At 59.8% G+C, this 25870-nt stretch carries 24 protein-coding genes and 2 pseudogenes; 12 read left to right on the forward strand and 14 right to left on the reverse strand.

What is annotated here, in order from left to right; all coding sequences use genetic code 11:
- Nucleotides 1–548 precede the first annotated feature (548 nt).
- The 11 genes and pseudogenes from ACJO2E_RS06255 to ACJO2E_RS06305 form a co-directional block, all read right to left on the reverse strand.
- Nucleotides 549–815: pseudogene (locus ACJO2E_RS06255) on the reverse strand (transposase); the annotation flags it as partial.
- A 154-nt stretch (nucleotides 816–969) separates the two neighbouring features.
- A complete protein-coding gene (locus ACJO2E_RS06260) occupies nucleotides 970–1254 on the reverse strand; it encodes a hypothetical protein (protein ID WP_406962889.1) in 285 nt (94 codons plus the stop codon).
- Nucleotides 1255–1362: 108 nt separating this feature from the next.
- Nucleotides 1363–1860 (reverse strand): hypothetical protein, encoded by a 498-nt coding sequence (locus tag ACJO2E_RS06265; protein WP_406962891.1) that lies wholly within the window; start codon nucleotides 1858–1860, stop codon nucleotides 1363–1365.
- Between the two features lie 112 nt (nucleotides 1861–1972).
- Nucleotides 1973–2410, reverse strand: a complete 438-nt coding sequence (locus tag ACJO2E_RS06270) for a hypothetical protein (protein WP_406962893.1) — start codon at nucleotides 2408–2410, stop codon at nucleotides 1973–1975.
- 94 nt (nucleotides 2411–2504) lie between these two features.
- The gene (locus ACJO2E_RS06275; RefSeq protein WP_406962934.1) at nucleotides 2505–2966 is read right to left on the reverse strand and encodes a hypothetical protein; all 462 of its coding nucleotides are present in this window, start codon (nucleotides 2964–2966) and stop codon (nucleotides 2505–2507) included.
- A 45-nt stretch (nucleotides 2967–3011) separates the two neighbouring features.
- Nucleotides 3012–3173, reverse strand: a pseudogene (locus tag ACJO2E_RS06280) (HNH endonuclease); the annotation flags it as partial.
- 324 nt (nucleotides 3174–3497) lie between these two features.
- Nucleotides 3498–4190, reverse strand: coding sequence for a TSCPD domain-containing protein (locus tag ACJO2E_RS06285; RefSeq protein WP_406962895.1), 693 nt, complete (start codon nucleotides 4188–4190; stop codon nucleotides 3498–3500).
- A 26-nt stretch (nucleotides 4191–4216) separates the two neighbouring features.
- Nucleotides 4217–6355 carry an adenosylcobalamin-dependent ribonucleoside-diphosphate reductase gene (locus ACJO2E_RS06290; RefSeq protein WP_406962897.1) on the reverse strand — a complete coding sequence of 713 codons (2139 nt, stop codon included), beginning with the start codon at nucleotides 6353–6355 and terminating at the stop codon, nucleotides 4217–4219.
- Nucleotides 6356–6697: 342 nt separating this feature from the next.
- Nucleotides 6698–7492 carry an ABC transporter ATP-binding protein gene (locus tag ACJO2E_RS06295; protein WP_406962899.1) on the reverse strand — a complete coding sequence of 265 codons (795 nt, stop codon included), beginning with the start codon at nucleotides 7490–7492 and terminating at the stop codon, nucleotides 6698–6700.
- A 21-nt stretch (nucleotides 7493–7513) separates the two neighbouring features.
- Nucleotides 7514–8422 carry an ABC transporter permease gene (locus ACJO2E_RS06300; RefSeq protein WP_406962901.1) on the reverse strand — a complete coding sequence of 303 codons (909 nt, stop codon included), beginning with the start codon at nucleotides 8420–8422 and terminating at the stop codon, nucleotides 7514–7516.
- A gap of 64 nt (nucleotides 8423–8486) precedes the next feature.
- Nucleotides 8487–9470 (reverse strand): ABC transporter substrate-binding protein, encoded by a 984-nt coding sequence (locus ACJO2E_RS06305; RefSeq protein ID WP_406962903.1) that lies wholly within the window; start codon nucleotides 9468–9470, stop codon nucleotides 8487–8489.
- A 339-nt stretch (nucleotides 9471–9809) separates the two neighbouring features.
- Here ACJO2E_RS06305 and ACJO2E_RS06310 point away from each other — a divergent pair, with 339 nt between their 5' ends.
- Nucleotides 9810–11477, forward strand: a complete 1668-nt coding sequence (locus ACJO2E_RS06310) for an AMP-binding protein (protein WP_406962905.1) — start codon at nucleotides 9810–9812, stop codon at nucleotides 11475–11477.
- A gap of 99 nt (nucleotides 11478–11576) precedes the next feature.
- Complete coding sequence (locus tag ACJO2E_RS06315; RefSeq protein WP_406962907.1) at nucleotides 11577–12044, forward strand: thioesterase domain-containing protein; 468 nt, start codon at nucleotides 11577–11579, stop codon at nucleotides 12042–12044.
- A 3-nt stretch (nucleotides 12045–12047) separates the two neighbouring features.
- On the opposite strand, the gene ACJO2E_RS06320 is transcribed toward ACJO2E_RS06315, so the two are convergent.
- On the reverse strand, nucleotides 12048–13742 hold the full coding sequence (locus tag ACJO2E_RS06320) for an ABC transporter permease (RefSeq protein WP_406962909.1): 1695 nt from the start codon (nucleotides 13740–13742) through the stop codon (nucleotides 12048–12050).
- Between the two features lie 119 nt (nucleotides 13743–13861).
- Nucleotides 13862–14878 (reverse strand): Fe(3+) ABC transporter substrate-binding protein, encoded by a 1017-nt coding sequence (locus ACJO2E_RS06325; protein ID WP_406962911.1) that lies wholly within the window; start codon nucleotides 14876–14878, stop codon nucleotides 13862–13864.
- 207 nt (nucleotides 14879–15085) lie between these two features.
- Here ACJO2E_RS06325 and ACJO2E_RS06330 point away from each other — a divergent pair, with 207 nt between their 5' ends.
- From ACJO2E_RS06330 to queF, 5 genes are all read left to right on the forward strand, one after another.
- Nucleotides 15086–15358 (forward strand): PilZ domain-containing protein, encoded by a 273-nt coding sequence (locus tag ACJO2E_RS06330; RefSeq protein ID WP_406962930.1) that lies wholly within the window; start codon nucleotides 15086–15088, stop codon nucleotides 15356–15358.
- Nucleotides 15359–15563: 205 nt separating this feature from the next.
- Complete coding sequence (locus tag ACJO2E_RS06335; RefSeq protein ID WP_406962913.1) at nucleotides 15564–16910, forward strand: HD-GYP domain-containing protein; 1347 nt, start codon at nucleotides 15564–15566, stop codon at nucleotides 16908–16910.
- 136 nt (nucleotides 16911–17046) lie between these two features.
- Nucleotides 17047–18015, forward strand: a complete 969-nt coding sequence (locus ACJO2E_RS06340; protein WP_406962915.1) for an ABC transporter ATP-binding protein — start codon at nucleotides 17047–17049, stop codon at nucleotides 18013–18015.
- Nucleotides 18012–18785 (forward strand): ABC transporter permease, encoded by a 774-nt coding sequence (locus ACJO2E_RS06345; RefSeq protein WP_406962917.1) that lies wholly within the window; start codon nucleotides 18012–18014, stop codon nucleotides 18783–18785. The genes ACJO2E_RS06340 and ACJO2E_RS06345 overlap by 4 nt, the downstream gene beginning before the upstream one ends.
- Nucleotides 18786–18794: 9 nt before the next feature.
- Nucleotides 18795–19613, forward strand: a complete 819-nt coding sequence (queF, locus tag ACJO2E_RS06350) for an NADPH-dependent 7-cyano-7-deazaguanine reductase QueF (RefSeq protein WP_406962919.1) — start codon at nucleotides 18795–18797, stop codon at nucleotides 19611–19613.
- A gap of 36 nt (nucleotides 19614–19649) precedes the next feature.
- On the opposite strand, the gene ACJO2E_RS06355 is transcribed toward queF, so the two are convergent.
- Nucleotides 19650–21080, reverse strand: a complete 1431-nt coding sequence (locus ACJO2E_RS06355; protein WP_406962921.1) for an adenylate/guanylate cyclase domain-containing protein — start codon at nucleotides 21078–21080, stop codon at nucleotides 19650–19652.
- Between the two features lie 216 nt (nucleotides 21081–21296).
- Between ACJO2E_RS06355 and ACJO2E_RS06360 the strand changes: the two genes are divergently transcribed.
- The 5 genes from ACJO2E_RS06360 to ACJO2E_RS06380 all read left to right on the forward strand — a co-directional run bounded on the left by ACJO2E_RS06360 (nucleotide 21297) and on the right by ACJO2E_RS06380 (nucleotide 25588).
- The gene (locus ACJO2E_RS06360; RefSeq protein ID WP_406962932.1) at nucleotides 21297–21851 is read left to right on the forward strand and encodes a nitroreductase family protein; all 555 of its coding nucleotides are present in this window, start codon (nucleotides 21297–21299) and stop codon (nucleotides 21849–21851) included.
- A gap of 214 nt (nucleotides 21852–22065) precedes the next feature.
- A complete protein-coding gene (gene flgB, locus ACJO2E_RS06365) occupies nucleotides 22066–22464 on the forward strand; it encodes a flagellar basal body rod protein FlgB (RefSeq protein ID WP_406962923.1) in 399 nt (132 codons plus the stop codon).
- Between the two features lie 29 nt (nucleotides 22465–22493).
- The gene (gene flgC, locus ACJO2E_RS06370; protein WP_406962925.1) at nucleotides 22494–22943 is read left to right on the forward strand and encodes a flagellar basal body rod protein FlgC; all 450 of its coding nucleotides are present in this window, start codon (nucleotides 22494–22496) and stop codon (nucleotides 22941–22943) included.
- A gap of 32 nt (nucleotides 22944–22975) precedes the next feature.
- Nucleotides 22976–23656, forward strand: a complete 681-nt coding sequence (locus tag ACJO2E_RS06375; protein ID WP_406962927.1) for a flagellar hook assembly protein FlgD — start codon at nucleotides 22976–22978, stop codon at nucleotides 23654–23656.
- Between the two features lie 12 nt (nucleotides 23657–23668).
- The gene (locus ACJO2E_RS06380) at nucleotides 23669–25588 is read left to right on the forward strand and encodes a flagellar hook protein FlgE (protein WP_406962928.1); all 1920 of its coding nucleotides are present in this window, start codon (nucleotides 23669–23671) and stop codon (nucleotides 25586–25588) included.
- Nucleotides 25589–25870: the final 282 nt, after the last annotated feature.

Here is a 25870-nt window from a genome sequence, read left to right on the forward strand (position 1 = left end):
CGACGACGAGCGGCCTGATTTCTCCTAAACGCAAGCAAATACCCACTGGCCATTAGCCAGGCATCCCGCTTGGCCTGAATTCCTGAATTACGGCCGAATCTTGGCAGGTCTGGCTAAAAAACAATCAACACGATCTATAGGGACCTTCCCAAGCGTTGATTTGCGTTCTCTGGGCACCAGTTGCCGATCTTTTTTTCTGGGGGTGCCGGGGGTGCCTGTCCATGATCACTTGTGGGGCTGTCACCTGACGAATGGCTGGATGAAGCTTGCGAGTTTGAGGCTCGCTATGTCCGGAACCGACGGGCAGAGCAGGGCAGGCGACGACGAGCGGCCTGATTTCTCCTAAACGCAAGCAAATACCCACTGGCCATTAGCCAGGCATCCCGCTTGGCCTGAATTCCTGAATTACGGCCAAATCTTGGCAGGTCTGGCTAAAAAACAATCAACACGATTTATAGGGACCTTCCCAAGCGTTGATTTGCTTTCTCTGGGCACCAGTTGCCGATCTTTTTTTCTGGGGGTGCCTGTCCATGATCACTTGGTCCATGATTGTCTTCGCAGCACCACTGCATCTCACGGCTGGAGGTGATGCCCTTGGAGTAGGCGAACAGGATGATCTTCAGCAGGATGGCCGGATCGTAGGCCAGCCGGCCCGTGTCGTCGTTGCGGTACTTGGGGTGAAAGACCGACAGGTCCAGCTTGTGCTCGATCAGGTAGTGCACGGCGTGTTCGAAGGTGCCGGGCTGGAGCTGTTCCTGGTAATTGATCACGACCATGGCGTCCTGGTCGTAGTTGTAGTGCCTGAAGCGGGGCATGGGACGGGTCCTTGTCGGTCTGCGATGACTCAATGCTACCAAACCCAGAGCGGGATTTTCGGGACTTTTTCTACAGCCTCAACGCTTGCAGCACGCGCGCCCTTGGAATGGAGCCGAAGGCGCAATGGAAAGGGCGTCGCTGTGCCTGCACTGGTTATGTTGTAGACGCCAAGATGGATTGATAGCGATTAGCATGCAGATGCCCCATTAAATTTGCCGCCGCTAGCAGATGCTCCCAAAACTCACTTCCTGGGTTTGGATTGTCCTCTATGAGGCCGTCAAGTTCTTCCATGGCTAGAAGCAATTCGTTTGCCTCAATGAAAGCGAGAAAATCACTCTCTCGGTAGCCGTTGTCGGATTCAACGACGTTCTCAGGCAGCAAGCTGTAAGCTGCCCTCAACTCTACCTCAATTTTCTCCCATTTCTCTGCTTGATTCATAGTTCGCTAAGCAACATAACGCTGAGCACAGCGGCGACCTTGGAATGGCGACGAAGGAGCCATGGAAAGGGCGTCCGGCGGCCATCAGTCGCGCCCTGCTGCGACTTGTTAATTTGCGGTTATATTGACCAGGCTAAGGACAACTCCCGCACGCCCCAGAATCCACAAGCCACCGCCGATTGCAAGCAACCTGATTACCCACTTGCTTCCAAGCTCTTCAGCTCGTTCAGCATGCCTTAATTTGTCCGAGTTTCGCTGCAAAACCTTGTGGTTTGATTCGTTGAGAGAGCGCCCTTTCGCGATGACCTCTTGTTGCACAGTAAGTTTTGATCGGGCCATCAGAGACTCCATCCTGGCAACACGCGTCTCACCCCACTTCGCCAATAAGCCTGATGCACCTGCGGATAACAGAAGAAGCCATGCCAGGATTTCGATTAACGCGAATACAACATGGGTATCATCAGTCAGCCTAAACGACGATACGGCCACACCAGTTAAAGCAAACGGGAGCGAGAGTAAATAGTAGGTAAAACGTGCTTTCCGATCCCAGAATCGCTCACTGGCTTCGATCTGCCTCTGTCTTATGTTCTCTTCGCTATCTTCCATTCTATGTCCAGTGTCTGGTCTTCGGCTCACCACGAATTAACGCTGCCAGCATGCGCGCCTTTGTAGTGGAGGCAAAGCCGCAACGAAAAAGGCGTCGCAGTGCCTGGCCTGGTTATGAAAATGCACCCGGTATGTAACTGATAGCTCTCAGGAGCAGCCCTTTCACGACGTCGGACGCTGCAGATCGCGAACCCTCAACCAACGCGGCCTTCGCCTCATCGGCGATATTTTCGAAGCGAGAGTCTTGGACGGTTGGTGGTGCGTATCCGACCAAGGTTAGTCCCTTCAAGGTCAGGCGAACATTTATCTGATCATCTACGACTCTTCCCTCAACCTCAATAAACCCTTCCGACTGAAGCCAACTGACAGAGTTTTTACTGATAGCCAATAGCTCCCAAGCTTCGTCGAAATCTTCGTCGTCTTTCATTTTGATGGCATCAAAACCCAGTGCGCGAGCATCTACTGCGAGATAATTTGGGAAGGATTCGAACAAGCGAACGAGGAGATGAAGGGTTATCTGGTTAAAAATATCAAAATTGGAGCGATCCAATGGCTATCTCCTTGATTCATAACGCCGCCAACACGCGCAGCTTTGTAGTGGAGGCGAAGCCGCAACGGAAAAACTGTCGCTGTGCTTGGCCTGGTTATGCATTTTTGCCTGAGTACAGTGGGCTAGTACCATTATTAGTTGCCAGCCACTGCTCGAACCCTTCTATGGTTCGGCCACCTATATTCAGAGTAAGCTCAACCCCAAAGATTGAAACAACAGAGTAGTACTCCGAACTATCTGTGATAAGCATGTCGAACTCATGAAGAATTTCGTAGCTTTCCGTACCGTCATCAAAAACTGCGTTTACCGGATGAAGTGTTCGAGCGGTAAATGGCCAGTCTTCTCCTTCGTTAAAACGCACGTGTTTTCTCAGTTCGTCAAGCCTACTCTGCTCTACAATAGCCTTGTTCCAAGAACTAACGTTCTGTGTCTTATGAACTAGAACCTCTAGTCCGACTTTACCTAGAAATCGACCCATCAAACGTTTGCCTGGAAGATCCAGCCCATCAGAAGTATTCCATACTGGAACACGACCACGTTTTGACGGAACTTTCATTTCAGCTCTTAGGTGCCGAAAAATCGGAGACTCCAACAAAGGTCGCTCAACCTTTCTTGCGAAGTACTGATTGCAGGTTTGGCAAACAGCCCCAAGCGGAAGAACATGGTCCGCATTGCCCATCGACTCCGGGATTATATGTTCACGGGATCGCTCATTCTTCGTGTCTGATTTGCAGAAAATGCAACAGGTCATATCAATATGCATAACAGTTTATTCAACGTCAGTTACGACGATATACCAAGCCGGTTTTGTTAAGGAAGAACCAGAATAGCTATTAATATCAGCAACCTGCGATCCCTGTCGGCCACAGTTCTGTGGCACATCCATTCCAGCAAAAGCGACAAGAGGTCGGTGAATTTCGAATATACCGTCAAAACTGGCTGAATATCCGGTGGATATCCGGGAAAAGCGTCTTCGCCCATCTAAAACAGGAAGCGCATCACTTCAAACCTCGAACCTCTCAAAAGAAAAGCCCGATCAGCAAAACCAACCGGGCTCCTCGTACTACCTCATCTGTCTACCAACCCCTCAACCACACTTGGAATCGCCACAAGACAGGCAGGTCGCACACCCATCCATAATAACCACAGCCTTGGTATTACACTTCCCACAAAGCGTGGAGTTGGCCGGATACTCACTAGCGCTCTCATCATTAGAAGGCGTCTTCTGAGCCGTTTCAAACTCCGCCCGCTTCTCTGCCAGGATGCGCTTGGTCACGTCGCTCATCTCTTCGGTCTCGATGAGACCAATGGCCTTCAGGTGGCGCTCGATAACGCCGCCGATTTCGGCCACCAGGGACGGCATGAACACGCCGCCTTTCTTGAAGTAGCCGCCGTTGGGGTCATACACGGAGCGCAGCTCTTCCACCAGGAAGGTGACGTCGCCACCCTTGCGGAACACGGCGGAGATAACCCGGGTGAGGGCGATAACCCACTGGAAGTGTTCCATGGACTTGGAGTTGATGAACACCTCATACGGCTGCCGGCTTTCGTGGTCGGTGCCTTCGTTGAGGATGATGTCGTTGATGGTGATATACATCGCGTGCTCGGCCACCGGCGGCTTGATCTTGTAGGTGGTGCCCAGCAGGAAGTCCGGCCGTTCGATGTTTTCGTTCATCTGTATCGGCGTGTTGGCTCCCTGTTCGGGGGCCGCTGCCTGGGCCTCCGGGTCCGCCTTCTTGACCCGGTAGCCGACGATGTTTTTGGTGATTTTCGCTGTCATGGTCATGGTTCCTGTCAGTTCCCGGATCAGTATTTGCCGTAGGTGCCTTCTTTCATTGCGTCGAACAGGTTGGCGGCGGTGTGGATCTCGCCGTCGTACTCGATCTGTTCGTTACCCTTGAAGGTGACCTTGCTGCCGTCGTCCAGGGTGAATTCGTAGAGGGTGTTCTCCAGGTCGGACTCCTTCACCAGCACGCCCTGGAACGCCTCCGGGTTGAAGCGGAAGGTGGTGCACCCCTTCAGGCCCTGTTCGTAGGCGTACATGTAGATATTCTTGAAGTCCGGGTACGCGAAGTCCTGGGGCACGTTGGCGGTCTTGGAGATGGACGAGTCCACCCACTTCTGGGCCGCGGCCTGGATGTCCACGTGCTGCTTCGGGCTCACGTCGTCGGACGTAGTGAAGTACTCCGGCAGCTTCTTGTCGGCGTCTTCGGAGAAGGGCATAGCACCGCTGTTGATCAGGTGGCGGTAGGCCAGCAGCTCAAAGCTGAACACGTCGACCTTCTCCTTGGTCTTGCGACCCTCCCGGATGATGTTGCGGGAGTAGTGATGCGAGAAGCTCGGCTCAATGCCGTTACTGGCGTTGTTGGCCAGGGACAGGCTGATGGTGCCCGTCGGTGCGATGGAGGTGTGGTGGGTAAAGCGGCCACCTTTCTCCGCCAGTTTTTCCACCAACTCCGGCTCCACCTCGGCAATGCGCTTCATGTAGTTGCTGTACTTGGCGTGCAGGAGGCGGCCCTTCACCTTGTCGCCCAGCTTGTAGCCGTCCTCGGCCAGCTCCGGGCGCCAGGCCAGCATCTTCGGGGTGATCTCGAACTCCTCGTCCATGATCGGCGCGGCGCCTTTTTCCTCGGCCAGGGCCAGGGACTGGCGCCAGCCTTCCACGGCCATCTCGCGGACCACGTCTTCGGTGAACTGGACGGATTCCTCGGAACCGTAGGGCATGCGCAGCATGGCCAGGGTGGAGCCCAGGCCGAGGATGCCCATGCCGTGGCGGCGTTTGTTCATGATCTCGTGGCGCTGTTCCTTCAGGGGCAGGCCGTTGATTTCCACCACGTTGTCCAGCATGCGGGTGAAGATGGCCACCACCTGGCGGTACTTCTCGTAGTTGAAGCTGGCCTTGTCGGTGAAGGGGTTCTCCACGAACTTGGTCAGGTTCACGGAGCCCAGCAGGCAGCTACCGTAGGGGGGCAGGGGCTGCTCGCCACAGGGGTTGGTGGCACGGATTTCCTCGCAGAACCAGTTGTTGTTCATCTGGTTCACCTTGTCGATGAGGATGAAGCCCGGCTCCGCGTAGTCGTAGGTGGACGTCATGATGGTGTCCCAGATCAACTGGGCCTTCAGGGTCCGGTAGATGCGACAGGCGACCTTGCCTTCGTCGTTGACCACGTAGCCTTCCTGCACCGGGAAGTCACGGTAGACGAACTGGCTGGTGTCGTTCAGGTCCAGGCCTTCGTCCTCGGCTTCCTTCTGGGTGACCGGGAAGGACAGGTGCCAGTCGTCGCCGTTGCGCACGGCTTCGATGAAGTCTTCGGTGATCAGCAGTGACAGGTTGAACTGGCGCAGGCGGGCGTCTTCACGCTTGGCCTGGATGAACTCCAGCACGTCCGGGTGGTGCACGTCGAAGGTGGCCATCTGGGCACCGCGACGACCACCGGCGGAGGACACGGTGAAGCACATGCGGTCGAAGATATCCATGAACGACAATGGGCCGGAGGTGGTGGCGCCGGCGCCGGCCACATAGGCGCCGCGGGGGCGCAGGGTGGAGAACTCGTAGCCGATACCGCAACCGGCCTTCAGGGTCAGGCCCGCTTCGTGGTTCTTCTCCAGGATGTCGTTCATGGAGTCACGCACGGTGCCGGACACGGTACAGTTAATGGTGGAGGTGGCCGGCTTGTGGGCTTCGGCGCCCGCGTTGGAGGTAATCCGGCCCGCCGGGATGGCACCGTGCTGCAGGGCCCAGACGAACTCCTTCATGTACTTGTCGCGCTTGGCCTTGGACTCGACCTCAGACAGGGCCTTGGCCACCCGCTGGTAGGTCTCCTGGATGTCGCGATCTACAGGTTCACCGGTCTTGGTCTTCAACTGGTACTTGCTGTTCCAGATGTCCAGAGAGGCATCCTGCATCGGAATATCAGTGGTTACTACCTGTAGTTTTGCGCTCATCTCCACCCTCGATTTGCATGATTTCTTATGGTCAGAACACCGCGACTGCGGCGCTCACGGCGGGTTTGACGGTCCTGTCGGGGTTTGCGTCAAACACTATATCTAGTTGGGATAAGTGCGAGTATAGACACTATATAGTGTTGTGTGAAGAAAGGAGGAGCTATTAAACGGGGGTAAGTGGTGCAAAAAAATTATCAGGAAAACCTTGCAACGCCGGGAAGCCAGAAGCCACAAGGCCTGGGACAAAACCGGCCAGAATCGATACCGGTTTCAGGTGTGTGAAGCAGGGCGCTGATGCTGGTCAGGCCCTGTTCACATTGGTGACTTTATCGCCGCGAAGGATCAGCCCAGCAATAAAGCGTCGTCTTCCACCGCCAGGCCCCGCTGTTTCTCGAACAGGTCCAGCAGGTCCTTCACTTCCAGCCCCTGGCGTTCCTCGCCGGCGATATCGAATACCACCTGGCCCTGGTGGAGCATCACCGTGCGGTCACCTACCTCCAGCGCCTGTTTCATGCTGTGGGTGACCATCAGCGCCGTGAGTTTCTGCTCGGCAATGATCTCCTGGGTCAGTTCCAGCACGAAGGCGGCGGTTTTCGGGTCCAGGGCGGCGGTGTGCTCGTCCAGCAGCAGGATGGCGGAGGGGGTCAGGCTGGCCATCAGCAGGCTCACGGCCTGGCGCTGGCCGCCGGACAGCAGCCCCATCTTGTCCCCCAGGCGGTTCTCCAGGCCCAGGTTGAGCTTGGCCAGGGCCGTGCGGAAGCGGTCCATGTAGCTGCGTTTGACGGCGGCACTCAGCCACCGGCGCTGGCCCCGCTTGATCGCCAGGGCCAGGTTCTCCTCGATGGTCAGGCCCTCGCAGGTGCCGGCCAGTGGATCCTGGAATACCCGGGCCACGCGGTGCGCGCGCTTGTGGGTGGGCAGTCGGGTGACGTCCTGGCCGTCCACTTCGATGCGGCCGGAATCCACCATCACCTCGCCGGCGAGGGCATTGAGGAAGGTGGACTTGCCCGCGCCGTTGCTGCCGATCACGGTGACGAACTCGCCCTGGTGCACGGTCAGGCTCATTCCCCGCAGGGCCGGGTTCTCCAGGGGCGTGCCCTGGCCGAAGGTAAGCTTGAGGTTTTCTGCACTGATCATGTCTCGCTCCTTTCTCCAGCCCTAGGCCTTATTGCGGGTCATTCTGGCCTGCAGCTTCGTGCGGAAGCCGGGCAGGACAATGGCCAGGGTGACCAGGATGGCGGTGATCAGGTTCAGGTCCTGGGCTTGCAAGCCAAGCACATCCGCGTTCAGGGCAAAGGCGATGGCCAGGCGGTAGACAATGGCGCCCACCACGGCGGCGATCAGTGCCCGTACCACGGTGCGGGGCGTCACCAGGGCTTCACCGCCAATCAGGGAGGCCAGGCCGATGACGATCACGCCCACGCCCATGGTGACATCCGCCGCGCCCTGGCTCTGGGCGAACAGCGCACCGGCCATGCCCACCAGGCCGTTGGACAGGGCCACGCCCAGCACGATCATGCCGCCGGTCGCGATGCCCTGGGCCCGGGCCATGCGGGGGTTGGCGCCGGTGGCCCGCATGGACAGGCCGATCTCGGACTTCATGAAACGCCACAGCAGCACCAGCACCACCAGGGCGACCACGGCGAAGAGGGCGACCGGGGCCATGTAGTAGTTCTGTGGGGAGAACAGGCTTTCCCACCAGGTAACCACGGTGGTTTCGCCCAGCAGCGCCAGGTTGGGGCTGCCCATGATGCGCAGGTTCACGGAGTAGAGCGCGATCATGGTGAGGATCGAGGCCAGCAGGTTGAGGATGTTGAGCTTGACGTTCAGCAGCGCGGTGACGGCCCCGGCGGCCATGCCGGCAACAATGGCCATCAGAGTGGCCAGCCAGGGGTTCCAGCCACCGAGGATCAGCACGGCGGCAACGGCGGCACCCAGGGGGAAGCTGCCATCGACGGTCAGGTCCGGAAAGTCCAGCACCCGGAAGGAGATGTAGATACCGAAGGCCACCAGACCATAGATCAGGCCGGTCTCCAGGGCACCAAAAAAGGCAATTTCACTTAGCATGAGCAGGCTATCGCTGAGGCTTGGCGCGGGGACCCGGCGCTTCCGGCCGGGCCCGCGAAGGAGTTTAGTCGTTGCCGATAACTTCGGTGGCTTCGGAGATCAGGTCGTCATCCAGGGTGATTCCCATTTTCTCGGCGGCACCCGGGTTCACGAAAAGGTCCAGCTTGTCCACGGTCTCAACCGGAATGTCCGCCGGGGAGGCGCCTTCCAGGATGCGGGCCACCATGGCGCCGGTCTGGCGGCCAAGGTCGTAGTAGTCGAAGCCCATGGCGGCCACGGCGCCGCGCTCAACGGTGGCGGTGTCGGCGGCGAAGACCGGGATCTGTGCGCGTTCACCCACGGACACCACGGCCTCGGCGGCACTGATCACGGTGTTGTCGGTGGTCAGGTAGATGGCGTCCGCCTTGCCGGCCAGGGAACGGGCGGCCCCCAGCACTTCCGAGGTCTTGGTGGCGGCGGCCTTCTCCAGGGTCAGGCCACGGGCTTCCAGCCTTTCTTCCAGCAGTTCCACCAGGGCAACGGCATTGGCCTCACCGGGGTTGTAGACGGTGCCGATGCGTTTGGCATCCGGTACCACCCGCTGCACCATGTCCAGGTGCCGATCGATGGGCAGCATGTCGCTGACGCCGGTGATGTTGCCACCCGGAGCTTCCAGGCTGTCCACCAGCTTGGCGCCCACCGGGTCGGTGACGGCGGAGAAGACCACCGGCAGGTTGCGGGTGGCGGCGGCCATGGTCTGGGCGGACGGCGTGGCAATCGCCACGATCACGTCCGGCTGCTCGCCGGCGAACTTGCGGGCGATCTGGGCGGCGATGGCGGTGTTGCCCTGGGCACTTTCGTGCATCAGGCTGAGGTTGGAGCCTTCTTCGTAGCCCCGTGCCGCCAGTTCATCCTTGACGCCTTCGTGGACCGCATCCAGCGCGGGATGCTCTACAATCTGGGTAATGGCAACCGTCTTGCCGTCCTCTTTACCGTCCTCTGCCTGGGCCAGGCCGAAGCCGGTCATCAGCAGGGCGCTTGCCAGAATTCGCAGAAAAATCTTGGCCATTAGCCGTTTCTCCAGAATAGTGGGATTGTGATGAGGCCCCATAAAAGCCGCGCGACCTTATGGGTGCCCCAGAAAAAGAGGCGGGAGTTTATCACATGGTTGCCCAGTTTGCGCGGGCTCAGGTATACCGGGTTATCCCGTATATCAGCCGGCAAATCTCCGGTTCTCAACCGGTAGGACACCACAAATTATATCTGCATCACACTTTGACGGTTGTGGCTATGATGCAATAGTCTTCAGTTAATCCGGCGGCATATCCGGAAAATCCAATGATAACAACAATCAGGCGTAGCCCCTGGTGGGGCTGGTCGCCTGTCAGCCAAAGGTCCCAAAAGACTCATGAGTACACAACAAAAACTACCACTGGACATGATTTACCACTGGGAAACGGCCAGGGCCGAAAAGGTCTACATGACCCAACCCGTGGGCAACGGCAAGACCGTGGATTTCACCTGGCGAAGGGCGGTGGGCGAAGCCCGTCGCATGGCCACCTACCTGAAGTCCCTGGACCTGCCGGAGAAGAGCCGCATCGGCATCGTGTCCAAGAACTGCGCCCACTGGATCATGTCCGACTGGGCCATCTGGATGGCCGGGCATATTTCGGTCCCCCTGTATCCCACCCTGAACGCCGATACCGTCAGCTACATCATCGAACACGCGGAGATTCCCGCGCTGTTTGTGGGCAAGCTGGATGACTGGGAAAGCATGAAACCCGGCGTGCCGGAGTCGGTGGAATGCATTACCTATCCCCTGAGCCCGTCCACCAACTTCAAGACCTGGGACGACATTGTGGCGGAGCATCCGCCCATGACCGAAAACACCGAGCGGGATCCGGAGGAACTGGCCACCATCGTTTATACCTCCGGCAGTACCGGCCGGCCCAAGGGAGTGATGCTGAGCTTCGCCAACCTGTCCTATGCGGCCACCGGCGCCGCCGACCGGCTGGAAGTCACCCACGAGGACCGTTACCTGTCCTACCTGCCGCTGGCGCATGTGTTTGAGCGTTACGTGGGTGAGCTGACCTCCATGAACAAGGGGTTCCACCTGTTCTTCGCCGACACCCTGGATTCCTTTGTGGAGGACCTGCAGCGGTGCGAACCGACCCTGTTCATTGCGGTGCCGCGTATCTGGACCAAGTTCCAGCACGGCGTGTTCGAGAAGATGCCCCGTGAAAAACTTGAAAAACTGCTGAAGATTCCCCTGCTAAACCGTTTGATCAAGAAGAAGATTCTCACCAATCTTGGGCTTCAGCATGTGCGTTACGCCGGCTCCGGTTCCGCTCCCTTGTCCCACGATATCCTGGAGTGGTATCGCAACCTGGGGCTCGAACTGCTGGAAGGTTACGGCATGTCGGAGAACATTGCCTATTCCCATACCACCCAGCCGGGCCGTGCCCGGACCGGTTACGTAGGGGAGGCCCTGCCGGGTGTGGAGTGCCGGATTGGCGAGCATGGCGAGGTCCAGGTGAAGAGCCCTGCCACCATGATGGGCTACTACAAGGACCCGGAACGCACAAAGGAGGCCTTTACCGAGGACGGTTTCCTGAAGACCGGCGATGTGGGTGAGATCGACGAACTGGGACGCCTGAAGCTCACCGGTCGCCTGAAGGAGATCTTCAAGACCAGTAAGGGCAAGTACGTGGCGCCGGCGCCCATCGAGAACAAGCTGATGAGCGACGACCACATCGAGGCGGTGTGCGTGTCCGGTGAGAACCAGGTGTCGCCGTTCTGCCTGGTGATGCTCTCGGAGGCGGCCCAGGAGAAGCGTGACGATCCGGCCTTCCGGGAGGAACTGGAAAAGGACTTTGTGGAACTGCTGAAGGACGTCAACCAGACCCTGGACCCCCACGAGCACCTGCGGTTCCTGGTGGTGGTGCGGGAGCCCTGGACCATCGAGAACGACTTCCTGACGCCCACCATGAAGCTCAAGCGCAATGTGGTGGAGGATGCCTACCGCCAGAAGGTGGACGACTGGTATGCTCAGGAAAAGACCGTGATCTGGGAGTAACCTCCGTCGCGGGCCGCCGGTATTTTCGGCGGCCTGCTTGGGCAAACCTTCCGGAACCGGCCTTTACTGGCCGGTTTTCTGTTTGTGCAGGACCCTTTCATGAGCCGACTGGACGACTTTCAGCAACGTATCCACGACGTTATACCCCTGACCCGCGCCATGGATGCCGGGCTGGAACACTACGACGGACGGCAACTGCTGGTCCGGGCCCCGCTGGCACCCAACAGTAACCACCAGGGCACCGGATTTGGCGGCTCCATCTACTCCGTGGCAGTGCTGGCGGCCTGGGGGTTGATCGAACTGGCGGTGGAGGATGCGGGTGTGAAGGGTACCGTGGTTATCCAGAGTGGCAGCATGGATTATGGCCAGCCGGTGGATGGTGATTTCTTCGCTCTGTGCCAGTTGCCGGAGGCCGGGGAGTGGGATCGTTTCCTGACCATGCTGCGTCGCCGTGGCCGGGGCAGGGTGACGCTGAAATCCGGGCTCTACAGTGGTGAGCCGTCGCTGGAGCCGGAGCAACCCGCCGCTGCCTTTTTCGAGGGGCGTTTCGTCGTTATTGCAGCCTGAATCTTATTGCGGGTTGTAAGCCTGGGCCGACCCGATGGACCGGCTCATCAGGATAATGGGCACGATACCGGCCAGCACGATGATCAGCGCGGGCAGGGCGCTGATGCCCAGCAGTTCGTCCGAGGCGTACTGGTAGACGTGGGTGGCCAGGGTGTCGAAGTTGAACGGCCGCAGGATCAGCGTGGCGGGCAGCTCCTTCATGCAATCCACGAACACCACCAGCGCCGCCGTCAGCATGGTGCCCCGCAACATCGGCAGGTGAACCCGCAGCAGGGTTGCGGTGGTGCCCTTGCCCAGTGATCGGGCAGCCATGTCCATGCTCGGGGTGATCTTCTGCAGGCCGCTCTCCAGGCTGCCGGCGGAGACCGCCAGGAACCGCACGGTGTAGGCAAACACCAGGGCGAAGGCCGTGCCACTGAGCAGCAGCCCGGTACTCACACCGAACCACTCCCGCATCAGGGCATCCACCTGGTTGTCGAAGGCCGCCATGGGCACGATCACGCCTACCGCCAGCACCGCTCCGGGCATGGCATAGCCCAGGCTGGACAGACGCATTAACACCTGCATGGGACGGGTATCATGGAGTCTTCGGCTGTAGGCCAGTATGAGACCGATCACCAGGGTGGCGACGGCGGCTGCCGTGGACAGGAACAGGCTGTTGAAGGCGTTCTCCAGGAAGTCCGTGGTCCAGCTCTGGTCGAAGTAGATCACCGCGTAGCGAGCCAGGACAAGGGCCGGTATGGCAAACCCCAGCAGGATGGGGGCGGCACAGGTGATCACACAGACCCACTGGCGCGGGCGGCTCAGGACGAAGCGGTGGATCGGGGCGCGGTTGTCGCGGGCGGCGTACTGTTTCTGGCGGCGGCGGGAGTAGCGTTCCAGGGTCACCAGGATCACCACGAAGGTGAGCATGACCATGGCAATCTGTGCCGCCCCGCCCAGGTTGCCCAGGTTCATCCAGGTATCGAACAGGCCGGCGGTCAGCGTCTGCACCGCGAAGAAATCCACCGTGCCGAAGTCATTGAGGGTTTCCATCAACACCAGTGAGAGCCCCACGGCGATGGCAGGGCGGGCGATGGGCAGAACTACCCGGAAAAAGGTGCTGATCGCCGAATGACCGAGACTGCGGCTGACCGAGAACAGCGACGGCGACTGCTCCAGGAAGGCAGCCCGGGCCAGCAGGTAGACGTAGGGGTAGAGCACCAGGCCCAGCATCAGGGTGGCGCCCCACAGGCTGCGAATCTCCGGAAACCAGTAGTCCCGGGCGCTCTGCCAGCCGAACCAGTCCCGCAGGGCGCCCTGGAGCGGCCCGGCGTACTGGAGGAGATCGGTATAGACGTAGGCAATGACATAGGCCGGCACCGCAAAGGGCAGCAGCAGGGCCCACTCGAACACCCTGCGCCCGGGAAACTCGCACATGGTGACCGCCCAGGCGGTGGCCAGGCCGATAAACAGGGTAAGGGCGGACACGCCAGCCATCAGGATCAGGGTGGTGCTGATATAGCGGGGCAGGGTGGTGCTGATCAGGTGGGGCCAGATGTTCTCGTCCGGAAACAGCGCCAGCCAGGCCACGGAGAATACCGGCAGGGCCACGATGGCGGTGATCACGATGGCGGAAATCAGCCATCGGCTGGAGGTGCGGCGGGGTGTCAGCGGTGATGGGGTGACCGGGTGCTCGACAGCGTCCGCCTGGTTCATGGCAATCCTGTTCAGTTGGAAAAGGACGGAAGTGTAGCCATCAGCCGGTCTCGCTTCAATTCATCCTGTCATTCCGGAGCCCCGTTGCAGGGCTCCGGAACCGGTTTCAGGCAAGGCGATCAGTTGTCGTAGTCGACCCGATCCACCATGCGCACGGCCTTGTCGGCGTTCTCGGCAATGGTCTGCAGGGACAGGGTGTCGGCGTTCAGCTCGCCCCATTCCGCCACGATACCGGTGGCCGGTACCTCCGGGTTGGCCGGGAACTCGGAATTGGCCTCGGCGTAGATCTGCTGGGCCTCGTCGCCGGACAGGAACTCCATCAGCTTGATGGCGTTGTCGCGATTGGGCGCGCTTTGGGTCAATGCAATACCACTGATATTGACGTGGGTGCCGCGGTCTTCCGCGTTGGGGAACACGATACGCACCTGCTCGGCAATCGGGCGCTGTTCCTCATCCTGCAGCATCACGCCGTAGTAATAGCTGTTGCCCACCGCCACGTCGCAGACACCCTCGGTGACGGCGCGGATCTGGTCACGGTCGCCTCCCTGGGGTTTGCGGGCCAGGTTGTCCTTCAGGCCCTGCAGCCACTCCTCGGCCTGTTCCTCGCCATGGTGGGCGATCATCGAGGAGAACAGGGCAATGTTGTAGGGGTGCTTGCCGCTACGGGTGCAGATACGGCCTTCCCATTCCGGGTCCGCCAGTTCTTCGTAGGTGGTGATTTCACCTTCTTCCACCCGGTCCAGGGAGGTGAAGATCATCCGGCCCCGGGTGGTCAGGGCAAACCATTTGCCTTCCGGGTGGCGCAGGTTCTCTGGAATGTTCTGCTCCAGGGTGTCGTTGTCCACCGGCGCGGTCAGGTCCCGCTCCACCAGTTCGGAGATGCGGGAAATGTCCACCGTCATCACCACGTCCGCCGGGCTGTTGCGGCCCTCCCTTTCCAGGCGTTCCGCCAGGCCCTTCTTGGCGAAGACCACGTTGGTCTCGATACCGGTTTCCTCGGTGAAGGCATCCAGCAGTGGCTTCAGCAGGAATTCCTGGCGGTAGGAGTAGATGTTGACTTCGCCACTGGCAGCGGCGGGAAGTGGGGCGAGAGCTACAGCGGAGACCGTAGCGAGTGCGGCAAGTTTCTGTTTCATTATGTCATTCCTGCAGATTATGTTGAGAAACACATGTATTCTCGTTTGCAAACGTGAGAGTGTCAACGACTGTAAAAAGAAGCGTTCCACTTCAAGTTTTCAGCGACAGGGCTCTGTCCTTCGGAGGCTTTTCCGGTTAGCTTGCCGACTATAAGGCTGGAGACGACGTTACTTACTGACTGGAATCAAGCAGCGACCATGACCACGATGAAGCAGAGCGACCGACGAGAACACATCCGAACGGCCCTGAACGCCAAGGTGAAAGTGACCCATGACTCCTTGGGGGAAGGGGTGTTCTCCACCCGCGATATCTCCGACGGTGGCATTTTCGTGGTTATTGAGGACAGCGGTTTCGCGCCCGAGACGGGTGATGTGGTGACGGTCCAGGTCCAGGGGCTGCCGGTTCCCGCCCCGGAACTCACCATGGTCGTGGTGCGCAAGAGCAATGACGGGTTTGGTCTTCAGTTCGCCGGAGACTGATCCGGCCGTACCAATGACCGATTAGGTGTTCTTTCTACCCCCTCCTTCACATTTTTCTGCAAACCTGACAGGTTACTGGTAAGTTTGTGAATTGTGTCACAGTATTACGTTATGTTGCGGAACGACAATATACGTAACAGTATGTGGCAATTGGTTACTCTTCAGCATCCATTTGTAATGGATTAAAGACAGGGAGGTGGCGACAATGGAAGTTGTCAGAGATCGTCCAGGACAGAGGTGGAAGGTGGGAGTATCCCAGAAAAAGGTCTACACACAGGACCTTGAGGTCGGCATGTTCGTGTCCGACCTTGATAAGCCGTGGCATCGCACTCCCTTTCCCATCCAGGGTTTCCATATCCGCTCGCAGGATGACATCCGTGCCCTGATCTCCCATTGCCGCTGGGTGATGATCGACGTGGCCGAGGGCCGCGACAGTCTGGAATACGACCAGGCCGGCGCCCCCAGCTTTGCCCGCCGCGCCAGCCGCAAGGTCAAGCCCCAGGATGTGATCAAGCTGCCACCGATCCAGGTGAAAAAGCCCGTACGGCACCAGGCCAGGCGCTCGCTGAAGCGGGAGCTCCGGGCCAGCGGCCCGCTGCTGCGTTCCGCCGAGGATGCCATCCGCAAGGTGGCGGGTAGCCTGCGAAACGACATGGTTCCCGACCTGCGACCGGTGGCAAAGGTTGCCCGCCGCATGACATCCAGCGTGATCCGTAACCCGGACGCGTTGTTGTGGCTGGCCCGGGTTCGCCAGCAGGACGACTACACCTACCAGCACTCCCTGAAGACCGCGGTCTGGGCCCTGGTGCTGGGGCGACATCTTGGTCTGGATGAGCCGCTACTGAATACCCTGGCCACCGGTTGCCTGCTCGCCCATGTGGGCAAGGCGGAGCTGCCCCGGGAGGTGGTATTCAACGAGTACCAGCTTGATGCCGGACAGTTTGAGGAATTTCGTACCTACGTGGACCGGGGTGTACGCCGGCTGGAGGAGGCTGGTGTCTCCCGCGGGGTTGTTGCCGTAGTGCGGGGACATCGTGAGCGGCACAACGGTTCCGGTTTTCCCGCCGGGGTCCGTGGCGACCGTATTCCGTTGCTGGCCAAGATCGCCGGTCTGGTGGATTACTACGAGTCGCTGATCGCGCCCCGGGAGGGCTACCAGCCCCTGTCCCCGGCCCAGGCGGTCAGCCAGCTTTTCGAGCTGCGTAACGTGGAGTTCCAGGAAGACCTGGTGGAACAGTTCATCCAGTCGGTGGGTATCTACCCCATCGGCACCCTGGTACAGCTTACCAATGGCCAGCGCGGGGTGGTGGTGTCCCATTCACCCAAGCGCCGACTGATGCCCAAGGTCATGCTGATGACCGACATCAACCAGCAGCCCCTCAAGGCCGCCCGGATGATTAACCTGGCGACCTGCAATGAAGGCCGGTCAGTAAGCGACTCCCTCCGGGTGGAGGGTTGCCTGCCCAATGACACCGATGGCCTGGATCCGTCACGGTACGACGTGACGGGCGCCGAGTCCCGCTGGAATCTGCGTCGGCTGGTGGGTGCCTGAGCGGCACCCGCATCCTTCCCTGGCTGTTATTGCCGGTCCCATGTCTGCCGGCGAGGCAGCCACGCCCTTGAAATTTTCATAGGGCGGCTCAACATATAGCGCTTTCGCAATCGACATTCCCTGTCTGGAAGCCGCTATGACCAGTCAACCGTCCCCGTCCGATGCTCCCGTGCCGGCCCTGGAAATCGAAGGGCTCAGGAAACGCTATGGCAGTGGTTTCGAGGCCCTCAAGGGCATCGACCTGCACGTGCGTGAGGGGGACTTCTTTGCCCTGCTGGGGCCGAATGGCGCCGGCAAGTCCACCACTCTGGGTATTGTCTGTTCGCTGGTGAACAAGTCTTCCGGTACCGTCAGGGTGTTCGGCCACGATATTGATACCGACCTGGCGGCGGCCAAGCTCAACCTGGGCGTGGTGCCCCAAGAGTTCAACTTCAACCAGTTCGAGAAGGTGTTCGATATTGTCACCACCCAGGCCGGGTACTACGGCATCCCGCTGCGCAAGGCCCGGGTGTCGGCGGAGCACTACCTGAGGAAACTGGGGCTGTGGGACAAGCGCGACGCGCCGGCGCGACAGCTCTCCGGCGGTATGAAGCGCCGCTTGATGATTGCCCGGGCGCTGGTACACGAGCCGCGCCTGCTGATCCTGGATGAGCCCACAGCCGGTGTGGATATCGAGCTGCGCCGCTCCATGTGGACGTTCCTCGAGGAAATGAACCGCAACGGTACCACCATTATCCTCACTACCCACTACCTGGAAGAGGCGGAGGCCCTGTGCCGCAATATCGCCATCATCGATCATGGCGAGATCCTCCGGCACACCAGCAAGAAGGACCTGCTGGCCCAGCTTCATGTGGAGACCTTTGTGCTGGACACCGAGCAGGCGCTGACCCAGGCGCCGGAGCTGGACGGCTTTACCACCCGCCTGGACGGTGAGGGAGCGCTGGAGGTGGAAGTGGCAAAGAGCCAGGGCCTCAACGGTGTCTTTGCCCAGCTTGACCAGCTGGGTATCCGGGTGCTGAGCATGAGGACCAAATCCAACCGCCTAGAGGAGCTGTTCCTGCACATGGTGGAAGAAAACGCCCGTCAGGTGGAGGTGATCGAGTGAATCCGGCTGCCGTACTTACCGCCTTCGTCACCATTGTTTCCCGGGAGATCCGCCGTTTTACCCGGATCTGGCCCCAGACCCTACTGCCGCCAGCGGTCACCATGACCCTGTACTTCGTGATCTTCGGCAACCTGATCGGTTCGCGGATCGGCACCATGGGAGGCTTCGACTACATGGCGTTCATTGTGCCGGGGCTGATCATGATGGCGGTGATCACCAGTTCCTACGGTAACGTGGTGTCGTCCTTCTTCAGCATGAAATTCCAGCACAGTATCGAGGAACTGCTGGTGTCGCCCACACCCAACTGGGTGATCCTGGCCGGTTACGTGGCCGGTGGCATGGCTCGCGGCCTTGGGGTGGGGGTGATTGTGACGCTGCTGTCCCTGGGCTTCACCCGGCTGCAGATCCATCACCTGCCGATGATGGTGCTGACGGTGATCCTGACCTCCGCGCTGTTTTCGCTGGGTGGGTTCATCAATGCCATGATGGCCACGAAGTTCGATGATATCTCCATCGTGCCGACCTTCGTGCTGACACCGTTGACCTACCTGGGCGGGGTGTTCTATTCCATCGACCTGCTGCCGGGGTTCTGGCAGGGGGTGTCCATGATCAATCCGATCCTGTATATGGTGAATGGCTTCCGGTATGGCATCCTCGGCGTATCCGATGTGAATCCCTTCCTGTCGCTGGGCATGATCCTGGCGTTTATCGTTATCCTGTCCGTGGTGTCCCTGCGCATGTTGCAGCGGGGCAAGGGCATTCGTCACTGAGGAACGGCCATGGCACTTGACCATGCTCCGCTGGGCAAGACCAGCGACTACCCTGAGCACTACGCGCCGGAACTGCTGTTCCCGGTGCCACGGGATGATAACCGGCACCGGATTGATCTGGAGGACGGTCGCTGGCCCTGGTTCGGCGAGGATCTGTGGCAGGCCTGGGAGTTGTCCTGGTTGCGCCCCTCCGGCGTGCCAGAGGTAGCCTGGGGGGAATTCCGGTTGCCGGCGGCGTCCCCCAGCCTGATCGAATCCAAGTCCCTGAAGCTGTACCTGAACTCCCTGAACCAGGAGGTGTTTTCCTCCCATGACCAGGTAAGGGACACCATCCAGCGGGACCTGTCCAGCGCCTGTGGGGCACAGGTGACGGTGACCCTGTTCAGTATCGACCGGGGCATGATGGCGGCGGGGCGTCCGGAGGGGGCGATCCTTATCGACGACGAGCCGGTGGACTCGGTCGCCTACGACTACTGTCCGGATGTGCTCAGGGCTGACGGCGACACGGTGACCGAGAGTCTGTGTTCACACCTGCTCAAGAGCAACTGCCCAGTCACCGGACAGCCGGACTGGGGCACGCTGCACATTGAGTACACCGGGCCGGCCATCGACCGTTCCGCGTTGCTGCGCTATGTGGTGGGGTTTCGCCAGAAGCAGGACTTCCACGAACATTGCGTGGAGACGGTATTCACCGATCTGATGCAGGCCTGCAGCCCCGAGCACCTGACGGTCAGTGCCCGCTACACCCGCCGTGGCGGGCTGGATATCAATCCCTGGCGCAGCACCGGTCCGGGGGAGGCGCCCCGGCTGAGGCTGGTACGGCAGTAGTGATGCCGGTGGTTGAGGGAGGGGGAGGTGTGCGGCCTACTGGTCGGTTTCCTCTTCCCGCAGCCGGTCCGCCGCCTCTTCCAGGGCGCTGAGGATGGACTTGCGGTCCCGTTCGCAGATCTTGCCGGAATCCAGGTACATGGCGAAGCCGGAGTGTTCGTGCTCCACAAAGCTCCGGTTCGGGCCCAGGTCACGGCGGAAGTCGATCACCTCGTAGATGGCCACCGGGCGGCCGAAGCCCTTCACCGTAATCTCACCCTTGTCCCGACACATGATCCGTTCCTTGATCAGAGAAAAGGTCTCGTAGGACACCAGGATCTGCCCCGGCTCCGCCAGTTGTTCCAGGCGGCTGGCCAGGTTCACTTCCTTGCCGATAATGGTGTAGTCCATGCGGTTCTCGGCGCCGAAGTTGCCCACCGTGACAAAGCCGGAGCTGATCCCCATGCGGATTTCCAGGGGCGTGCGGATGCCCTGGCTGCGCCAGCGCTGGCGCATGATCTTCATGTGGTTGCGCATATCCACGGCCATGGACACGCAGGCCAGGGCGTCCTCTTTCTGTCCCCGGGAGGACGGGTCGCCGAAGAAGATCATGATGGAGTCGCCCACGAACTTGTCGATGGTGCCGCCGTATTTCAGGGCCACTTCCGACATTTCGTTGAAGTAGTTGTTCAGTAGCTCGGTGAGGGCCTCGGGTTCCATTTCCTCGGACAGGTCGGTGAACCCCTTGATGTCGGAGAAGAACACGCTCAGTTTCTTGCGCCGGGTTTCCAGCCTCACATCCCGTTCACCGGTAAAGATGGACTGCCAGACCTGGGGTGACAGGTACTTGGAGAGCTTGTCGGAGAGGGCGATGGACTGCTCCCGCTGCTTCTGGATCTGGGCCTTGGCGGCAAGGAGGATGCGGGCCTGTTGGTGGGTGTAGTAGGCGGTCACGCAGATGAAGGTACCGGTGCCCAGCAGCGACACCAGGCTGGTGAGCAGCGGCGTGCTGAAATCGTCCGTAACTCCCATCAGGCCCACCACCAGGCCAGCGGCTGCGCCCAGCAGCAGTGACCCGTAAAACCAGAGGTAGAGGCCACCGACGATCAGGCAGGTGAACATCAGCATCAGCCCCATGGCCAGGGAGGGCACGACGGTCAGGCCGGTCAGGCCGATCACGGCGCCGGATATAATGCACTCCACCAGCACCAGGTACTGGCGGATACGTGGTTCCCGTCCGGCGCCGATATAGCGGCTCAGCAGCAGGACGGTATGGGGCCACAGCAGGCCCCCGGCCAGCAGCCAGAGCATGTTCTGGTGGAAGATGCCATCCACCACGCCGGCCACGATGATGCCGCAGAAGGCGGCGGACCCCAGCACCCGCCCGTTGAAATCCGGCAGCGGCGGAATGGCCCGAGGGGTATCCTCGAAGGGCTTTTCAGGGGCGGACTTACGAGTGGAATCCGGGGTGCTCACGTAGCCTGACATGCTCCATCCCTGTGGAAAACTGATAGGATCGGGAATCCGGTGTGCCGCCGTATTGGGAGTGCGTCTCATTCACTCCCTTGTTATCCTGCCGTTCCGGCGGTCGGGTTCCCTGGAAGGAAACCATGAAATCCAGCGCTTCAGATTAACAGTAAAGACCATGGCGGACAACGCACGGCACACTGGCTTCACACCTGAACGGGGAGACGTCACTTGACCATGAACACCATTACCCGGGCCATTCTTGATCGCAGTTCCGAGCCCAGGCTCAAGGCGCCCGCGCCACGGCGGGAGGTGCTGGACCTGGCCCTGGCCTGTGCGGCAAGGGCCCCCGACCACGCCCTGCTGCGCCCCTGGCGTTACCTGGTGGTGGAAGGAAAGGCCCTGGAGGAGCTTGGCCGGTTGTTCGAAAGCAGCGCGCAGGAAGACGCCAGCGAGGTGCAGCGGGAAAAACTGCGCCAGTCGCCGCTGAGGGCGCCCATGGTGCTGGTGGCCATTGCCTCGCCGGTGAGTCATCCGAAGGTTCCCGCCCATGAGCAGGCCTATTCCTGCGCCGCCGGCGCCGCCTACCTGGTGCTGGCCCTGCAGGCGGAGGGATACGGTGCCATGTGGCGTACCGGGGCGGTGGCGGAGAGTCCCGTGGTGCGGGATGGGCTTGGCCTTAAAGAAGACGAGTCCATCGTCGGCTTTATCTACACGGGCACCGTGGATGGCTGGAAGCCCAAGGTTCCCCGACCGGAGCTGTCCGACTTCGTTTCAGACTGGCCAGGCTGACGCAGGCCACCTGTGCTGATGACGGCAAGCCAAGGGAAAAGGCTTGCCGCCCCTCATCCCGCCGTGTTTATTGTTGCCCCTTCAACTATCCCCATATTATTGAAAAATAACGAAATATAAGTTTTTTCGGACTCTGGCATCCTGATTGCTACAGTCATTGCAAACGATCCCTGACCGGCAAAAGCGGCAGGGTGATGCAGTTACTGGAGGCATTATGGCAATCACCTTCGACAAGGCACTGGGTATCCACGAGCAGGCGCTGACCGCTCGCAGCCGTCGCGCGGAAGTGCTGGCGAACAATCTGGCGAATGCCGATACCCCGGGTTTCAAAGCCCGGGATGTGGATTTCCAGGCGATGCTGAATCAGGCCACCGAGGCCAGCCAGGGGGTGTCGATGAACCGCACCCACGATTCCCATATGGATGTGTCCGGTTCCGGCATGTCCGCCGAGTTGCTCTACCGCATGCCCCACCAGCCGTCCATTGATGGCAATACCGTGGATGCACAGCAGGAGCAGACCCGGTACATGCGTAATGCCATGGACTTCCAGGCCAGCTTCCAGTTCCTGGACAGCAAGTTTTCAGGCCTGAAGAAAGCCATTACGAGCCAGTAAGCCGGCAAAAGGTGTAGAGGAGAACAACCATGTCCCTGGGAAACATTTTTGATATCGCCGGCTCCGGCATGACCGCACAGCAACTGCGGCTGAATACCACCGCATCCAACATTGCCAATGCGGAGACCGCCAGTTCCAGCATCGACCAGACCTACCGGGCCCGTAAGCCGGTGTTTGCCGCCATGCAGCAGCAGATGCTCAACCCGGACCGGGCCAGCGGCCATTTCTCGTTCGGCGAGGAGGCCGGTGCCGGTGTCAACGTGCAGGGCATTGTGGAAAGTGAGAAGGAATTGCAGATGCGCTATGAACCCCACCACCCGGCGGCGAATGAGGAAGGCTATGTCTTCTATCCCAACGTCAACGTGGTGGAGGAGATGGCGGACATGATGTCGTCTTCCCGCAGCTTCCAGATGAACGTGGACGTGATGAATGCCGCCAAATCGATGATGCAGAGGGTGCTGACCCTGGGGCAGCAGTAATCGCCAGTCATTCTTGTTCGGGGATTTGACCAATGAGCATAGTGAATACCACCAACGCGACCACCGACGTACTGGCGGAGTATCGGGCAAAGCAGGAAAGCAGCGCCAGCGGCAGTGAGGAACTCGGCAAGAATGAGTTCATGGAGCTGATGATCGCCCAGCTGAAGAACCAGGACCCGCTGGAGCCCAAGGGCAATGGCGAGTTCATCGCCGACCTGGCCCAGTTCAGTTCGCTGGAGGAAATGCAGAACCTCAGCTCCACCGTCGACAGCGTGGTGGGAGAATTCCGTTCCACCCAGGCCCTGCAGGCATCCGCCATGGTGGGCAAGAGCGTGATGGCACCCACCAATTTCGGCACCCTGGATGAGAGCGGGCAGATGGAAGGCATCGTGAACGTCCCAGCCAGCACCGGCGGCCTGCGCATTACCGTCGAGAACGAGCAGGGTGAAATGGTGCGGCAACTGGACCTGGGTGAGGCCTCTGCCGGCCAGCAGAAGTTCAGTTGGGATGGCGAAGACGGCAACGGCAATACCATGCCGCCTGGACGCTATTACATTACCGCCCAGGGCAGCTACCCCAGCGGTACCGAGCAGTTGCAGACCCTGATGAGCGCCAATGTGGACAGCGTGTCCCTGGGCCAGGGCGGCAATATTACCCTGAATCTGGCAGGCATGGGATCGATCCCGCTGTCAGACGTACAGCATATCAACTGAGTGAGGTAAACCATGGCATTTAATATCGGACTCAGCGGGCTGCGTGCCTCACAGGTTGATCTGGATGTGACCGGCAACAATATTGCCAACGCCAGCACCGTGGGCTTCAAGGGCAGCCAGGCCCAGTTCGGCGACCTGTATTCCAGCGGCTTTCTCAGCTCCGGCAATATGGCAGTCGGCGGCGGTGTGAAGGTGCAGGACATCAAGCAGAGCTTTGGGCAGGGCAGCATCAGTGGCACCCAGAACGGCCTGGACATGGCTATCGATGGCGATGGCTTCTTTATCCTGAGCAACCAGGGGCAGGTGGAGTATTCCCGCGCCGGCCAGTTCAGCATCGACAAGGACGGGTTCGTGGTTAATAACCAGTCCATGCGGGTGCAGGGCTACCAGGCGGATGACGAGGGTAACCTGAGTGGCGTGCGGGACGACCTGCAGATCGATGCGGGTAACCTGGCGCCACAACGTACCACGCGGTTTGATTCCGAGTTGAACCTGGATTCCCGGGAATCCGTGCTGGAGGTGATCCGGCAGACCTTCCAGACTCCGTGGGAAGAGGAGAACGATCCGCCCGATGGTCTGAATACCGCCGAAGAACTGACATTCAGCTATCCGGACGGGCGCAATGTTCCCATCGGGTTCGATGTTGGTGACCGGGCCCAGAAGATCGCCGAAGACCTTAACAACCTGGATGGAGTCAGTGCTTCGGCCCGTACCGAACTGACGATTCCCGACGACGGTACCATCCAGCCGGATACCAACTACGAAATCATGGGCCAGGTATTTTCCATTCCTGATGCCAGCGACGGTATAACCACGTCTGCCGAGGCCAGGGATTGGTTGCAGGATGCGGTCAACGACTCGCCTCTGAATACCCTGAACGCAACCGGAGAGGGGGCGACCGGTCTGAGGTTGATTGATAGCCGAGGGAATGAGGTTCACGTGGTGGAGGTGGACGACTCCGGTAACCCAGTAGGCGGCGGCTACGATGCTTACGGACAGGAGTCGATAACGCAGATCAGTATGGATCAGGGGCTGGAGGTTACCTCAGATGCTGGGGGCACCTCGCCAATCCTGGGGTCCGACAATCCCGTAGTGACCAGAACCAATACCTTCGACCCCGAGGATCAGCGCACCTACAACCACGCTACCTCTTCGACGATCTATGACAGCCTGGGTAACCCCCACACCATGACCCAGTACTTCGTGAAGGAGCCGGTCACCGGGGGTGACAGTGTATGGGCCATGTATGTACAGATTGACGATGAGGACGTGGGGGATCCCCCGTTCACCACTGGCGATCCGACCCGGGCCCGGTACGAGATGGAGTTCAATACCGATGGCAGCCTGGCCTCGGTTGACGGTGATCCGAATGGCCAGATACTCATTTCCAACTGGACGCCCAAGGATGATTCCGGGCAGCCGAATGGAGCCGATGGTCCGTTGCCGATTGCCAGCGGCGGCGAGTTGCCCATCGCCGAGCCGCCCGTATCGTCCAACTTCATGGTGGATATGAACGAGACAACCCAGCATGGCTCGTCCTTCGGGGTGATTGACCAGCAGCAGAACGGTTACACCACCGGCAGGCTTTCCGGTCTGGATGTGTCCGGCGAGGGGGTGATCTTCGCCCGCTATTCCAACGGTCAGTCCCAGAACCTGGGGCAGGTGGCGCTGGCAAGCTTTGCCAACACCGATGGTTTGTCTCCTGTGGGTGACACCAACTGGGTGGAAACCTTCGAGTCCGGTCAGCCGATCTTCGGCCAGCCGGGTACCGGCACGCTGGGGGGGATCTCCGCCAGTTCGGTGGAAGAGTCCAACGTGGATCTGTCCCAGGAGCTGGTCAACCTGATCATCGCCCAGCGGAACTACCAGGCGAACGCCAAGACCATAGAGACCTCGGATGCGGTGACCCAGACTATTATCAACCTGCGTTAACTCTGAGTCGGGCTTGATTCTATTGGTCTGATAGTTGTGGTGGAGGGCCCCGGTGTATGACATGGGGGCTCTTTCTCCACCGCAATTCACGGTACGTCCTGTACCGACCTTGCTCCGCGCCATCCCTGGCGCTGTTCCGAAAGACCCCCCATGTCACACACCGGAGCCTTACGATCTCCGTGCGTGCCTTCCAATTCCTGTTCTTGCTTCACCGATGGTTTCAAACGGTGATTGAGTGGGATCGTCTATTTACGGTTACCACAGGGTTTGAAAGAGTCGGGG

Origin of the sequence: Marinobacter shunpengi, assembly GCF_045449695.1 — a bacterium.
In the GTDB taxonomy this organism is placed as follows: domain Bacteria; phylum Pseudomonadota; class Gammaproteobacteria; order Pseudomonadales; family Oleiphilaceae; genus Marinobacter.